The organism is Bacillus sp. 22475 (assembly GCF_052044835.1).
In the GTDB taxonomy this organism is placed as follows: domain Bacteria; phylum Bacillota; class Bacilli; order Bacillales; family Bacillaceae_G; genus Bacillus_A; species Bacillus_A cereus.
This window is the reverse complement of sequence record NZ_JBQENW010000004.1, coordinates 146,388-160,682: the sequence shown is the minus strand read 5'-3', so window position 1 is coordinate 160,682 and position 14,295 is coordinate 146,388. Positions and strand designations below refer to the sequence as shown.

Genomic DNA, 14,295 nt, shown 5'->3' with positions numbered 1-14,295 from the left:
AGTGCAACGTGCTGATTGGAAAACGCTTAAATGACCGTTATAAGCTGCTGAAAATGATTGGTGGTGGCGGAATGGCCAATGTATATTTAGCTCATGATGATATACTTGGCCGAGATGTAGCGGTAAAAATATTAAGACTCGACTACTCAAATAACGAAGAGTTTATTAAACGTTTCCATCGAGAAGCGCAGTCTGTTACAACGTTGTCGCATCCAAATATTGTGAATATGTATGATGTCGGAGAAGAAGATGGTATATATTATCTTGTCATGGAATATGTACCCGGGCAAACATTGAAGCAATACATAATTGAGCGAGGTATGTTACCTATAGGAGAAGCTCTTGATATTATGGAGCAGTTAACATCCGCCATGGCACACGCCCATCATTTTGAAATTGTGCATCGTGATATAAAGCCGCACAATATTTTAATTCGAGCTGATGGAATAATAAAAGTAACAGATTTTGGAATTGCGACAGCTACAAGTGCAACAACAATTACACATACAAATTCAGTACTGGGTTCAGTCCATTATTTATCACCAGAACAGGCACGTGGCGGGATAGCAAATAAACAATCGGATATTTATTCTCTTGGAATAGTTATGTTTGAATTGTTAACAGGAAGACAACCGTTTTCTGGCGAATCTGCTGTTGCTATAGCTTTAAAACATTTACAAAGTGAAATCCCATCACCAAAAAGATGGAATGAAAATATTCCGCAAAGTGTTGAAAATATTATATTAAAGGCAACTGCAAAAGATCCTTTCCATCGATATCAATCTGCCAATGCGATGAAGCGAGATATTGAAACTGCGCTATATCCAGAGAGGATAAATGAGCAACCATTTTACATACCAGAAGATATGGAAGCGACGAAAGCGATTCCGATTATTCAACAAGAACAATTATTTGAAAATGTAAGTGATGAAACGATTGTTTTAAAAGGGAGTAAGGTGGAAGAACCGATAAGAGCAGAAGCAGCTGAGTTAGATAAGAAGAAAAAACGGAGTAACAAGTGGCTTAAAGTTTTAATTTCAACATTTTTATTTTTAGCAATAGGAATAACATTAGCGCTTACGGTTATTCCAGGATTATTTATTCCGAAAGATGTGAAAGTTCCTGATGTGGCTGGTATGAAATACACGACAGCTGTAAATACGTTAGTAGAAAAGGGCTTTGAGGTGACGGAGCCTAATATTGTATATACAGATGATGTTGAAGTTGGGGATGTAATAAAAACGGAACCTGTAGCAGGAAGAGTCGTAAAAGAAAACGCTAAAATTACTATCTATCAATCAGGTGGAAAAAAGAAAAGTAAGATGGCGAATTTCACAGGGCAAAACTTTGAGAGTGTAAAAGCTGAGTTAGAAGAAAAATATAAACAAGTTACAGTAAATTATATTGAAAATGATAAGCCGAAAGGTGAAATTGTAGAGCAAATTCCGACGCCTGATCAAATGGTTATAGAAGCGGAGCAAGAACTGAAAATCTGGGTAAGTAAAGGTCCTTATCAAATTAGACCAGGTGACTTTTCGGGGTGGACTGAAAATAGTGTAACTGGTTATTTGAATGAGAGAAAACTAACGTCAGATATAAAACGAGAGTACTCAGATTCAGTCGAAAAAGGACTTGTAATTTCGCAATTTCCAAAACCAGGTACACCATTAAAAGAGGGAGATAAAGTAACTATTATTATCTCTGATGGTCAAAAGCCTAAAGTGACTAAAACGGTAAAAGTGGACAATATCTCTATCCCATATGAGCCTGCTGTAACAGGTGAAAAAAAGCCGCAAACAATAGAAATTTATAAAGAAGACATGCAGCAAAAAATGGATAGACCGGTTGAAACGAGAACAATTACTGAATCAGCGACTATTTCTTTAGAATTTGTAATTCAAGAAGGTTCAAAGGGACACTATAAAATTGTACGAGATGGAGTAACGATTATTGATAAAGAAGTACCATATCCAACTCAATAATAGTGAAAGTCTACTTATTATTATTGCCTGTTATGCTGTCTACAAAGTGGACGGTATAGCAGGCAAAAATATATGATTCAAAAAGCTAGTAAAGTGATGCAGCTGTAAATGTTTTTTTGCATTTAATGGGAAATTTAATGTATATTAGCGAAAGTATATATGGTAGGTTTTGAAATCGTTATTTGGAAAATTTAAATCCATTCATTTTTAAATTCAGCATCACCTTATACAAAAAAGGAGAATTCTATGCCAGAAGGAAAAATTATAAAAGCTTTAAGTGGGTTTTATTACGTGCAGCATGAAGAAGGGGTTACGCAATGTCGTGGGCGAGGTGTATTTAGAAAAAATAAAATTACACCACTTGTAGGAGACCAAGTTGTTTTTCAGGCAGATAATCCAACTGAAGGTTATGTGCTTGAAGTGTTTGATCGAAAAAATGAACTTGTTAGACCTCCTATTGCTAATGTCGATCAAGCGATCCTTGTGTTCTCTGCAGTAGAACCAGATTTTAATCCTGGACTGTTAGATCGATTTTTAGTGCTGATTGAATATCATAACATTAAGCCAATTATTTGTATTAGCAAGATGGATTTAGTAGATGAAAAGATGAAAGCAACTGTTGAAGCTTATGCGAATGATTATCGTGAGATGGGTTATGATGTTTTATTTACTTCTATTAATATGTCAGAAAGTATTGATATATTAAAACCATACTTAGAAAATTGTGTTTCTGTTGTTGCGGGTCAATCTGGTGTTGGGAAATCTTCAATGCTTAATGTGCTACGTCCAGAATTAGAGCTGAAAACAAATGATATTTCCTCCCATTTAGGACGCGGGAAGCATACGACAAGACACGTAGAATTAATTGCAATTGGGAGTGGACTAGTAGCAGATACACCGGGTTTTAGTTCACTAGATTTCATTGATATAGAAGTAGAAGATCTTACATATTGTTTTCCAGAGTTGAAAGAAGCGAGCCAATACTGTAAATTTAGAGGGTGTACACATCTTTCTGAACCGAAATGTGCTGTGAAAGCTGCGGTTGAAGAAGGGAAGATTACAGAATATCGCTATAAGAACTATAAACAATTCGTAGAAGAAATTAGAGAGAGAAAGCCGAGGTATTAGTTATGATTAAAATTGCACCATCGATTTTATCAGCAGATTTTTCAAAATTAGGGGAAGAGATTAAAGATGTAGAAAAGGGTGGAGCGGATTACATTCACGTTGACGTAATGGATGGACATTTCGTACCAAATATTACGATTGGACCATTAATTGTAGAAGCTATCCGTCCAATTACATCATTACCATTAGATGTACATTTAATGATTGAAAATCCTGATAACTATATCCCGACTTTCGCAGAAGCGGGAGCGGATATTATTACTGTTCACGTAGAGGCGTGTCCACATCTGCATCGTACAATTCAGTTAATTAAATCTCACGGTATTAAAGCGGGCGTTGTATTAAATCCACATACGCCAGTTTCAGTGATTGAGCATGTATTAGAAGATATAGATATGGTATTACTTATGACAGTAAACCCTGGATTTGGTGGACAGAAGTTTATCCATTCTGTATTACCGAAAATTAAACAAGTTGCAGACATGGTGAAAGAGCGCAATCTAGAAGTAGAAATTGAAGTTGATGGTGGTGTAAATGCTGAAACAGCAAGACTTTGTGTGGAAGCAGGAGCAAATGTACTTGTAGCTGGATCAGCAGTATACAATCAAAAAGACCGCGGTGAAGCAATTCGCGTAATTCGTGGGTAGTGATGAACTTTTATCCTAGTAAGGTATTCATAGGATAGGGTAAAAATATGTAAAAAGGCAATCTACCGAATGGCAGATTGCCTTTTTACAATGGAAGGGGAAGAAAAAATGATTATTCATATTTTGGCAGGAGGACCTTCGGAATATTGCGCAGATTTTGCTCGATATGAGAATGAGGAAGTAGTGTGGGCTGCGGTTGATAGGGGAGTATACCGTCTATTAAAGAAAGGGATTACCCCGGCTGTTGCGTTTGGAGATTACGATTCAGTTACTGAAGAAGAATTAGTATGGATGGGACAGCAAACGAACGAATTACATATTGTTCCGCGGGAAAAAGATCAAACGGATTTAGAAATTGCAATCAACTGGGCATTAGGACAGAAGCCGGCACTAATTCGTATTTTTGGTGCTACCGGTGGAAGACTTGATCACGGTTTGGCAAATATACAAATGCTTTTAAAAGGGTTAGAAGTAGAGATAGAAATGTGTATTGTGGACAATAAAAATGAAATAACAGTTAAAAAAGTGGGTACACATATAATTGAAGAAAATAAAAATTTTCCTTATGTATCTTTTGTACCAGTTACTGAAATAGTGGAAGGGATTACATTGTTTGGTTTTAAGTACCCTCTTACTAATAAAACAATAGAGTGGGGATCAACACTTTGTATTAGTAACGAACTCGTTGAGGAAAAAGGTACTTTTTCATTTACTTCTGGCATATTAATGTTGATAAGAAGCACTGATTGAAGAAACAATTTTGCTCCTTACATCATATAGTGACCAAGTGGAGTAATGGGGATTAGGAGGGAAACCATGAGATTTTATACAATTAAGTTACCTAAATTTCTTGGTGGAATTGTTCGTGCAATGTTAAATACCTTCAAAAAAGATTAAAAAAAGCACCTATCACCGGTGCTTTTTCCATTGTTATAGTAAAAAAAGAGCCTATCGGCTCTTTTTTTTATTATTAAACACGTTCGATTTTGCCAGATTTTAATGCTCTAGCAGAAACGTAAACACGTTGAACTTTTCCGTCGATGCGTACGCGAACTTTTTGAAGGTTAGCGCCCCACTTACGTTTTGTAGCGTTCATTGCGTGAGAACGAGAGTTACCAGAACGAGCTTTTCTTCCAGTAATAGCACAAACACGAGCCATTTATATTTCCCTCCCTTGATACCTTACCATACGTAATTTTTCAATGTTAGTCTTTTATGCGATGCTAAAAACACTACTATAATTTAACACAACTAAAAAGAGAATGCAACACCGTAGAAAAAAGAAATCAAGAAAATTTACTTGACACTATATGTCAATGAAGAAAAGTTAAAATCCATAAAAATTGCTTGACATATTATAGTGGTACATGTTGTATAATAACAATGGACTATTTTGCTCATCATAAAAAAGTGTAATTTAAAACATAAAATATGAGAGTGAAAAGAAAGAACGATGGAATTTTCTTTAAAAAGATTATATGATAGTAACTAAAGTAGTCTAGCTCACTTTCACCATTTATGAAGGGGGAAACGAGATGTCAATTGAAATTAAAACGAAGTACGGTCAAATTGATATTAGTACAGATGTAATTGCAACAATTGCTGGAGGTGCCGCGGTAGATTGCTACGGTATCGTAGGTATGGCATCAAAAAATCAGTTAAAAGATGGATTAACAGACATTTTACGAAAAGAAAACTTCACTAGAGGTGTTATTGTTCGTAAAGATGAAGATGAAGTACATATTGATATGTATATTATTGTGAGCTATGGTACGAAAATTTCAGAAGTGGCACATAATGTGCAGACGAAAGTGAAATATACATTAGATCAAACTGTAGGACTAGCAGTAGATTCTGTAAACATCTACGTACAAGGAGTTAAAGTAATAAACTTGTAATGTGCATTAAGGAGGAAAATCTGTGTCAATTCAAAAAATTGATGGAAAACGTTTATCACAAATGATCATGCAAGGAGCGAATAATTTAACAAATAATGTTCAGCTTGTTGATGCATTAAACGTATTTCCAGTTCCAGATGGCGATACCGGTACAAACATGAACTTATCTATGACTTCAGGTGCGCGTGAAGTGAAAGCAAATCCTTCACAGCATGCTGGTAAAGTCGGCGTAAGTTTAGCCAAAGGATTATTAATGGGAGCTCGTGGTAACTCTGGAGTTATTCTATCTCAGTTGTTCCGTGGTTTCTCTAAATCCATTGAACAAAAAGAAGAATTAACAACAGTTGATTTTGCTGCAGCACTAGAAGCTGGAGTAGAGGCGGCTTATAAAGCGGTTATGAAACCGATTGAAGGAACGATTTTAACGGTTGCAAGAGAAACGGCTAAATATGCAGTAACAGTTGCGAAAAAACAGCGCGACTTTGTTTTGTTTATGGAAGACGTTGTGAAAGAAGCAAACGCATCGTTAAATCGTACGCCAGATTTATTACCTGTATTAAAACAAGTTGGCGTTGTAGATAGCGGTGGTAAAGGTCTTGTAGTGGTATACGAAGGATTTTTAGCTGACTTAAAAGGAGAAACGATTTCTTCTGATGCACCGACGCAAACATCTATGAATGAGATGGTACGCGCAGAACATCACCGTAGTGTACAAAGCCAATTGAGTACAGAAGATATTAAGTATGGATATTGTACGGAGTTCATGGTGAAATTAGAGGCTGAAAAGGTTAAAGAGCATAATTTCTCTGAACAAAAATTCCGTGAAGATATTAGTGTACATGGTGATTCTCTACTAGTTGTGTCTGATGATGAAATTGTAAAAGTTCATATCCACGCAGAACATCCTGGAGACGCTATGAACTACGGGCAAAAATACGGTAGTTTAATTAAGATTAAAGTAGAAAATATGCGTGAACAGCATACTGCTTTATTAGATGAACCTGCTATGGTTCCTGAACAACCAGCTCAATCGAAAGAAAAACAACCATATGGTATCGTAACTGTGGCAATGGGGTCTGGTATTAAAACTTTATTTGAGAGCATCGGCGCAACGAAAGTTATCGAAGGTGGTCAAACGATGAATCCAAGTACGGAGGATATCGTGAAGGCAATTGAAGAAGCAAATGCTGAAAAAATCATTATTTTACCGAATAACGGAAATATTGTAATGGCAGCAGAACAAGCGGCATCAGTTGTAGATCAAGAAGTTATTGTTGTTCGTTCGAAAACAGTTCCTCAAGGTATGGCAGCAATGTTAGCATTTAACCCAGTTGGAACGTTAGAAGAGAATGAAGAAAACATGCAAGAAGCTTTATCTCATGTGAAAACAGGTCAAATTACGTATGCTGTACGTGATACGGAAATTGATGGTGTAGCAATTCAAAAAGATGACTTCATGTGTATTGCAGATGGAAAAATTGTATCTACAAATGCTGAAAAAGTAGGAGCTGCGAAGCAATTACTAGAAGCGCTTATTGATGAAGATTCTGAAATCGTAACGATTCTACAAGGTGAAGATGCAACTGACGAAGAAGTAGCGGAGTTAGTTGAATTTGTAGAAGAGAAATTTGAAGATGCAGAAGTAGAAGTGCATGCTGGAAACCAACCAGTGTATTCTTTCATCTTCTCTGTAGAATAAGATAAGATTTGTTTTGAAAATAAATGGATTACTTACTTGCTAATGGATAAGAAGTAGTAATATGAAGTTTATTACTAGTTTTTATTCAAAAGGCTAGCATATTGAAGAGAGAAAAGAGCCTTGCTGCTAATAGTGAGGCTCTTTTTTACTTGTTTTATATAAGGGATTTGAGTAGTTTCTCTTAGAATGCCTATGATAGAATATATAAGGTGAAAGAGAGCGATTACAGATGCTAATTGGTACTCAAATAAAATGCAATAAAGAAAATAATGTGACGGGGTGTGAGAATCTTGAATGATGTTGTACAAGTTCCTGTTACGGATGTAAAGGGGATCGGAGGAGAAACATCTGAGTTACTACATGAGATGGGGATTTATACAGTTTCTCATCTATTAGAACATTTTCCGTACCGTTATGAAGATTATGCGATGAAAGATCTTGCTGAAGTAAAGCATGATGAACGTGTAACGGTTGAAGGGAAGGTTCATAGTGCTCCTTTGCTGCAATATTATGGTAAGAAGAAATCGCGTCTAACAGTTCGTGTTCTCGTCGGTCGTTATTTAATTACGGCGGTATGTTTTAATAGGCCTTACTATAAGCAAAAATTAACGTTAGATGAAACGGTAACGATTACTGGTAAATGGGATCAACATCGTCAAACAATTGCTGTATCAGAACTTCATTTTGGGCCAGTTGTACGTCAACAAGAAGTGGAGCCTGTTTACTCAGTAAAGGGGAAACTTACAGTAAAACAGATGCGTCGTTTTATTGCTCAAGCGTTAAAGGAATATGGAGATTCTATAGTCGAAGTGTTACCGGATGGTTTGTTAGGCCGGTATAAATTATTACCAAGATATGAAGCACTTAAGGCTTTGCATTTTCCGGTAGGACAGGAGGATTTAAAGCAAGCGCGTCGCCGTTTTGTATATGAGGAATTTTTCTTATTTCAGCTGAAAATGCAAACACTGAGGAAAATGGAGAGGGAAAATTCAAAAGGGACGAAGAAAGAGATTCCGTCAGTAGAATTACAAGAATTTATCGATGCACTGCCGTTCCCGTTAACTGGTGCGCAGCGCCGAGTTGTAGATGAAATTTTAAAAGATATGACATCTCCTTATCGGATGAACCGACTATTACAAGGTGACGTTGGTTCTGGGAAAACAGTTGTTGCTGCGATTGGCCTTTATGCATCGAAATTAGCTCATTATCAAGGTGCTTTAATGGTTCCTACAGAAATTTTAGCTGAGCAACATTATCAGTCGCTTGCTGAAACGTTTTCGCATTTTGGTATGAAGGTGGAACTGCTAACAAGTTCTGTTAAAGGTGCAAGACGCCGAGAAATTTTAGCGAAGTTAGAACAAGGAGAAATAGATATTCTTGTTGGAACGCACGCTTTAATTCAAGATGAAGTTATATTTCATAGGTTGGGTCTCGTTATTACAGATGAACAGCATCGATTTGGTGTAGCGCAGCGCCGAGTTTTACGGGAGAAAGGTGAAAGTCCAGATGTATTATTTATGACAGCGACACCAATTCCGCGTACGCTTGCAATTACTGCATTTGGAGAGATGGATGTTTCGATAATCGATGAGATGCCAGCAGGTAGAAAGGTGATTGAAACATACTGGGCAAAACATGATATGTTAGATCGCGTCCTCGGTTTTGTTGAGAAGGAAATAAAAAAAGGAAGACAGGCATACGTTATTTGTCCTCTAATTGAAGAATCTGAGAAACTTGATGTGCAAAATGCTATCGACTTACATAGTATGCTGACGCATCATTACCAAGGGAAATGCCAAGTTGGATTGATGCATGGGAGATTATCGTCTCAGGAAAAAGAAGAGATAATGGGCCAGTTTAGTGAAAATAAAGTGCAAATTCTTGTATCGACAACGGTTGTTGAGGTGGGTGTGAACGTACCGAATGCGACTGTGATGGTTATTTATGATGCAGAACGTTTCGGTTTATCGCAGCTTCATCAGCTTAGAGGGCGTGTCGGGCGTGGTAGTGAACAATCATATTGTTTATTAATAGCAGACCCTAAATCAGAAACAGGAAAAGAAAGAATGCGCATAATGACTGAAACAAATGATGGATTTGTATTGTCAGAAAAAGATTTAGAATTACGAGGTCCTGGAGATTTCTTTGGGAGTAAGCAAAGTGGCTTACCAGAATTTAAGGTTGCTGACATGGTACACGATTATCGAGCGTTAGAAACAGCAAGGCAAGATGCGGCGATACTAGTAGATTCAGAAGCATTTTGGCACAATGATCAGTACGCTGCCTTGCGTACGTATCTTGATGGGACAGGTGTGTTCCAAGGAGAGAAGCTCGATTAAAGGGAGTCAACAAAAATTTTTGTTGCATTCTACTTTTAATGATTATATACTACTGTTAGTACCTAGTCATAAAAATGGATGGTGCGGTATGAAGAAAAGAAGAAGTAAAAAAGAAAGACAAGAATTATTACAACAAACAATCGAATCAAATCCTTTTATTACGGATGAAGATTTAGCGGAAAAATTTCAAGTGAGTATACAAACAGTACGACTGGATCGTATGGAATTGTCTATTCCTGAATTAAGAGAGAGAATTAAACATGTAGCTACAAAGCAACATGAAGAAGATGTGAAATCTTTACCGTTAGAAGAGGTTGTCGGAGAAATTATTGATATTGAATTAGATAGACATGCAATCTCTATCTTTGAAGTAAAGGTAGAACATGTATTTAAAAGAAATCAAATTGCCCGTGGGCATCATCTGTTTGCGCAAGCAAACTCACTAGCTGTTGCGGTTATTGATGAAGAATTAGCTTTAACTGCAAAGTCTACCATTCGATACATTCGCCCTGTAAAATTAGGAGAGCGTGTTGTTGCAAAAGCGCGTGTTGAAGACGTAGAGAATGATAAGGGACGGACGGTTGTCAAAGTGCGTAGCTTCGTTGGAGAAGAACTTGTTTTTACAGGCACTTTTGAAATGTATCGATCTAGTAATTATAGTGAGGAAGGTAACAACTTATGAAAATCGCAATAGATGCAATGGGCGGAGATCACGCTCCAAAGGCTGTAGTATTAGGGGCAATGAAAGCTATTAAGGAATATTCTGATCTACATATTACGTTAGTAGGGAAAGAAGAGGAAATTCGTCAATATTTAACGAGTGATGAACGAATTACTATTCTTCATACAGACGAAAAAATAGAATCGACGGAGGAACCAGTAAGAGCGGTTCGTCGAAAAAAACAAGCTTCAATGGTACTTGCGGCACAGCAAGTAAAGGATGGAGAAGCAGACGCTTGTATATCCGCAGGTAGTACAGGAGCTTTAATGGCAGCTGGATTATTTGTTGTCGGTCGTATGGAAGGAATTGAGCGACCAGCTTTATCGCCTACAATGCCAACTGTAGATGGAAAAGGTTTTGTTATGTTAGATGTTGGAGCAAATGTTGATGCAAAACCAATTCATTTATATCAATATGCAGTAATGGGATCTGTTTATGCTGAGAAGGTAAGAGGAATTGAAAATCCTCGTGTTGGACTATTAAACGTTGGAACAGAGGATGGAAAAGGAAACGAGCTTTCAAAGCAAGTATTTGCAATGCTTAAGGATGCGCCAATTAATTTCGTTGGGAACGTTGAATCGAGAGATTTATTGCAAGGTGTAGCAGATGTTGTTGTATGTGATGGTTTTACAGGGAATGTAGCGTTGAAATCATTAGAAGGAACAGCACTTGCGCTATTCTCTATGTTGAAAGAACAACTAATGAGTTCGTTTACGAGCAAATTAGCAGCGGCGGTATTAAAGCCAAAACTTATGGTATTAAAAGATAAAATGGATTATTCGGAGTATGGGGGAGCTGCATTATTTGGATTGAAAGCACCTGTCATTAAGGCTCACGGTTCTTCTAATGACCAGTCGATATTTAGTGCGATTCGTCAAACGAGAGAAATGGTAGCGAAAGAAGTAATTCCTACAATTTCAAGCGTAATGGAGAAAGAGTCACTCCAATAAGAGGAGGATTTGAAATGGGAAAAATAGCATTTCTTTTTCCGGGCCAAGGTTCACAGGCAGTTGGAATGGGTAAACAATTAGCAGAGAATAATAAAGAGGTTGCAAAAGTGTTTGCAAAAGCAGATGAGGTGTTACAAGATTCACTTTCAGAAGTGATTTTTGAAGGACCGCAGGAAAAGCTTACATTAACAACAAATGCTCAGCCTGCATTATTAACAACGAGTTTTGCTATTTTGACAGCTTTGAAAGAGTATGACATTACACCTGACTTTGTCGCTGGTCATAGTTTAGGTGAATATAGCGCTCTTGTAGCAGCTGGTGCATTAACTTTTGAAGATGCGGTATATGCTGTAAGGAAACGCGGGGAATATATGGAAGAAGCTGTTCCGGGCGGGGAAGGTGCAATGGCAGCTATATTAGGTGCTGACCCACATATGCTGAAACAAGTTACAGAAGAAGTAACAAGTGAAGGATATGCAGTGCAAATCGCTAATATGAATAGTACGAAGCAAATTGTAATTTCTGGAACGAAGCAAGGCGTAGAGCTTGCTTCTCAAAGAGCGAAAGAAAATGGTGCAAAGAGAGCAATTCCACTAAAAGTAAGTGGGCCATTCCATTCTTCACTTATGAAGCCGGCAGCTGAGAAGTTCCAAAGTGTTTTAAATGAAATTACAATCCATGATACGAATATTCCTGTTATTGCAAATGTTACGGCGGATGTTATTACACGTGGTGCCGACATTCAAGAAAAGTTAATCGAACAGCTTTATTCGCCTGTATTATGGTACCCGTCTATTGAATGTATGGTGAAGCAGGGAGTAGATACATTTATTGAAATTGGACCTGGAAAAGTACTTGCTGGACTTATGAAGTCAATTGATTCATCAGTGAAAGCATATGCGATATATGATGAAGAGACATTAAAAGATACCATTTCAAATTTGAGAGGAGAAAACTGATGTTAAAAGGGAAGGTAGCATTAGTAACTGGCGCTTCACGTGGAATTGGTCGCGCGATTGCGATCGATTTAGCGAAACAAGGGGCAAATGTAGTAGTAAATTATGCAGGTAATGAACAAAAAGCAAATGAAGTAGTAGATGAAATTAAGAAATTAGGTTCTGATGCAATTGCGGTAAAAGCAGATGTTGCAAATGCTGATGATGTTACAAATATGGTGAAACAAACAGTAGATACATTTGGACAAGTTGATATTCTTGTAAATAATGCTGGTGTAACAAAAGATAATTTATTAATGCGTATGAAAGAAGAAGAATGGGATACAGTTATTAATACAAACTTAAAAGGTGTATTCTTATGTACAAAAGCAGTATCTCGTTATATGATGCGTCAACGTCACGGTAGAATTATAAATATCGCTTCTGTTGTGGGTGTTATAGGAAACCCAGGGCAAGCTAATTATGTTGCTGCTAAAGCGGGTGTTATTGGATTAACAAAAACATCTGCAAAAGAGTTAGCAAGTCGAAATATTACTGTGAATGCAATTGCGCCAGGCTTTATTGCGACTGATATGACTGATGTACTAGATGAGAATATTAAAGCCGAAATGTTAAAAGTTATTCCAGCTGCTCAATTTGGTGAAGCGCAAGATATCGCGAATGCTGTAACGTTTTTTGCTTCTGATCAAAGCAAATATGTTACAGGTCAAACGTTAAATGTTGATGGCGGTATGGTAATGTAATAAAAGAATCGATTTCACCTAGTTTTTTTGGTCAATATTTAATATAATATTTGAGGGGAGGTGAATGGAATGGCAGATGTTTTAGAGCGCGTAACAAAAATCATCGTTGATCGTTTAGGAGTAGAAGAGACTGAGGTAGTACCAGCTGCAAGCTTCAAGGAAGATTTAGGAGCAGACTCCCTAGATGTAGTAGAACTTGTAATGCAATTAGAAGATGAATTCGAAATGGAAATTTCTGATGAAGATGCTGAAAAGATTGCTACTGTTGGCGATGCTGTGACTTACATAGAGAGTCATCTATAATGCTTAAGTGAAGTCCCGTTTTTTAGCGGGGCTTTCTGGCTTATATCTGGAGGGACCTATGCCGTACCGAAAATATAGAGAAAAAAAATACGAAACAAAATATCGTGAAGCATTTAAAGTGTTTCAAGAAAAGATAGGTATTACGTTTACAGATGAAAAATTATTGATTCAAGCATTTACGCATTCATCGTATGTGAATGAGCATCGAAAAAAACCGCATGAAGATAATGAGCGTCTTGAATTTCTTGGAGATGCAGTATTGGAACTTACTGTATCGCAGTATCTGTTTCAAAAATATCCGACAATGAGCGAAGGAGAGTTAACAAAACTACGTGCAGCTATTGTATGTGAGCCATCTCTTGTTCGTTTTGCGAACGAATTGTCATTTGGTAGCCTTGTTTTATTAGGAAAAGGTGAAGAAATGACAGGTGGACGTGAACGACCAGCTTTATTAGCGGATGTCTTTGAAGCGTTTATTGGTGCCCTTTATCTTGATCAAGGGTTAGAAACAGTTTGGGAATTCTTAAAAGAAATTGTATATCCGAAAATTAATGAGGGTGCTTTTTCTCATGTGATGGATTATAAGAGTCAGTTACAAGAATTGATTCAGCGTGATGGTAGTGGCAATGTTGAGTATCAAATTTTGCAAGAAAAAGGACCAGCTCACAATCGAGAATTTGTGTCACGTGTTACGTTAAATAACGTAGCTTTAGGTCTTGGTAGTGGTAAGTCGAAAAAAGAAGCAGAGCAACAAGCTGCTGCAGAAGCATTGAAAAAATTAAAAGAACAACTATAAGGAATCCCCCTTTGAATGAGGGGGATTCCTTATGCATAGAATGAAACTTTCTTTTTGTTTGTAAATAAAAAGAAGGTAAATCCGTATAATAGCTTGTTTTTGTATAGAGAACATTTATAACGACGGAGAATAG

15 protein-coding genes are annotated in these 14,295 nt (G+C 37.1%); 14 read left to right on the top strand and 1 reads right to left on the bottom strand.

Annotated features, from left to right (window positions below):
• Positions 1-8 precede the first annotated feature (8 nt).
• The 5 genes from pknB (at position 9) to spoVM (ending at position 4,654) form a co-directional block, all read left to right on the top strand.
• Positions 9-1,982 carry a Stk1 family PASTA domain-containing Ser/Thr kinase gene (gene pknB, locus ACTJJY_RS09325; RefSeq protein ID WP_000904750.1) on the top strand — a complete coding sequence of 658 codons (1,974 nt, stop codon included), beginning with the start codon at positions 9-11 and terminating at the stop codon, positions 1,980-1,982.
• A 246-nt stretch (positions 1,983-2,228) separates the two neighbouring features.
• The gene (gene rsgA, locus ACTJJY_RS09320; protein WP_325763403.1) at positions 2,229-3,110 is read left to right on the top strand and encodes a ribosome small subunit-dependent GTPase A; all 882 of its coding nucleotides are present in this window, start codon (positions 2,229-2,231) and stop codon (positions 3,108-3,110) included.
• A 2-nt stretch (positions 3,111-3,112) separates the two neighbouring features.
• Positions 3,113-3,757, top strand: coding sequence for a ribulose-phosphate 3-epimerase (gene rpe, locus ACTJJY_RS09315; RefSeq protein ID WP_440605413.1), 645 nt, complete (start codon positions 3,113-3,115; stop codon positions 3,755-3,757).
• Between the two features lie 69 nt (positions 3,758-3,826).
• Positions 3,827-4,507, top strand: a complete 681-nt coding sequence (locus tag ACTJJY_RS09310) for a thiamine diphosphokinase (RefSeq protein ID WP_000752665.1) — start codon at positions 3,827-3,829, stop codon at positions 4,505-4,507.
• Between the two features lie 66 nt (positions 4,508-4,573).
• Entirely contained in the window at positions 4,574-4,654 is an 81-nt protein-coding gene (spoVM, locus tag ACTJJY_RS09305; protein WP_001213599.1) for a stage V sporulation protein SpoVM, read from the top strand.
• A 73-nt stretch (positions 4,655-4,727) separates the two neighbouring features.
• Here spoVM and rpmB read toward each other — a convergent pair whose 3' ends face one another.
• Positions 4,728-4,916 (bottom strand): 50S ribosomal protein L28, encoded by a 189-nt coding sequence (rpmB, locus tag ACTJJY_RS09300; RefSeq protein WP_000124776.1) that lies wholly within the window; start codon positions 4,914-4,916, stop codon positions 4,728-4,730.
• A gap of 376 nt (positions 4,917-5,292) precedes the next feature.
• On the opposite strand from rpmB, the gene ACTJJY_RS09295 reads away from it, so the two are divergent.
• The 9 genes from ACTJJY_RS09295 (at position 5,293) to rncS (ending at position 14,162) form a co-directional block, all read left to right on the top strand.
• Positions 5,293-5,655 (top strand): Asp23/Gls24 family envelope stress response protein, encoded by a 363-nt coding sequence (locus ACTJJY_RS09295; RefSeq protein ID WP_000021109.1) that lies wholly within the window; start codon positions 5,293-5,295, stop codon positions 5,653-5,655.
• A 22-nt stretch (positions 5,656-5,677) separates the two neighbouring features.
• Positions 5,678-7,354: a DAK2 domain-containing protein gene (locus ACTJJY_RS09290; protein ID WP_440605412.1), complete on the top strand. Its 1,677-nt coding sequence runs from the start codon at positions 5,678-5,680 to the stop codon at positions 7,352-7,354.
• A 290-nt stretch (positions 7,355-7,644) separates the two neighbouring features.
• Positions 7,645-9,693 (top strand): ATP-dependent DNA helicase RecG, encoded by a 2,049-nt coding sequence (gene recG / locus ACTJJY_RS09285; protein ID WP_001000823.1) that lies wholly within the window; start codon positions 7,645-7,647, stop codon positions 9,691-9,693.
• A gap of 88 nt (positions 9,694-9,781) precedes the next feature.
• Complete coding sequence (fapR, locus tag ACTJJY_RS09280) at positions 9,782-10,375, top strand: transcription factor FapR (protein WP_000747349.1); 594 nt, start codon at positions 9,782-9,784, stop codon at positions 10,373-10,375.
• Positions 10,372-11,364, top strand: a complete 993-nt coding sequence (gene plsX, locus ACTJJY_RS09275; protein ID WP_000684100.1) for a phosphate acyltransferase PlsX — start codon at positions 10,372-10,374, stop codon at positions 11,362-11,364. Before fapR ends, plsX begins: the two co-directional genes overlap by 4 nt.
• Positions 11,365-11,378: 14 nt before the next feature.
• A complete protein-coding gene (gene fabD, locus ACTJJY_RS09270; RefSeq protein WP_000515902.1) occupies positions 11,379-12,323 on the top strand; it encodes an ACP S-malonyltransferase in 945 nt (314 codons plus the stop codon).
• Entirely contained in the window at positions 12,323-13,063 is a 741-nt protein-coding gene (gene fabG / locus ACTJJY_RS09265) for a 3-oxoacyl-[acyl-carrier-protein] reductase (protein ID WP_000911769.1), read from the top strand. The genes fabD and fabG overlap by 1 nt, the downstream gene beginning before the upstream one ends.
• Positions 13,064-13,132: 69 nt before the next feature.
• The gene (acpP, locus tag ACTJJY_RS09260; protein ID WP_000786062.1) at positions 13,133-13,366 is read left to right on the top strand and encodes an acyl carrier protein; all 234 of its coding nucleotides are present in this window, start codon (positions 13,133-13,135) and stop codon (positions 13,364-13,366) included.
• Positions 13,367-13,424: 58 nt separating this feature from the next.
• On the top strand, positions 13,425-14,162 hold the full coding sequence (rncS, locus tag ACTJJY_RS09255) for a ribonuclease III (RefSeq protein WP_001146875.1): 738 nt from the start codon (positions 13,425-13,427) through the stop codon (positions 14,160-14,162).
• The last annotated feature ends 133 nt before the right edge of the window (positions 14,163-14,295 follow it).

Coding starts and splice junctions, on each gene's coding strand:
- rsgA (WP_325763403.1), top strand. CDS start 2,229: ATGCCAGAAGGAAAAATTATAAAAGCTTTAAGTGGGTTTTATTACGTG.
- rpe (WP_440605413.1), top strand. CDS start 3,113: ATGATTAAAATTGCACCATCGATTTTATCAGCAGATTTTTCAAAATTA.
- ACTJJY_RS09310 (WP_000752665.1), top strand. CDS start 3,827: ATGGCAGATTGCCTTTTTACAATGGAAGGGGAAGAAAAAATGATTATT.
- spoVM (WP_001213599.1), top strand. CDS start 4,574: ATGAGATTTTATACAATTAAGTTACCTAAATTTCTTGGTGGAATTGTT.
- rpmB (WP_000124776.1), bottom strand. CDS start 4,916: ATGGCTCGTGTTTGTGCTATTACTGGAAGAAAAGCTCGTTCTGGTAAC.
- ACTJJY_RS09295 (WP_000021109.1), top strand. CDS start 5,293: ATGTCAATTGAAATTAAAACGAAGTACGGTCAAATTGATATTAGTACA.
- fapR (WP_000747349.1), top strand. CDS start 9,782: ATGAAGAAAAGAAGAAGTAAAAAAGAAAGACAAGAATTATTACAACAA.
- plsX (WP_000684100.1), top strand. CDS start 10,372: ATGAAAATCGCAATAGATGCAATGGGCGGAGATCACGCTCCAAAGGCT.
- fabD (WP_000515902.1), top strand. CDS start 11,379: ATGGGAAAAATAGCATTTCTTTTTCCGGGCCAAGGTTCACAGGCAGTT.
- fabG (WP_000911769.1), top strand. CDS start 12,323: ATGTTAAAAGGGAAGGTAGCATTAGTAACTGGCGCTTCACGTGGAATT.
- acpP (WP_000786062.1), top strand. CDS start 13,133: ATGGCAGATGTTTTAGAGCGCGTAACAAAAATCATCGTTGATCGTTTA.
- rncS (WP_001146875.1), top strand. CDS start 13,425: ATGCCGTACCGAAAATATAGAGAAAAAAAATACGAAACAAAATATCGT.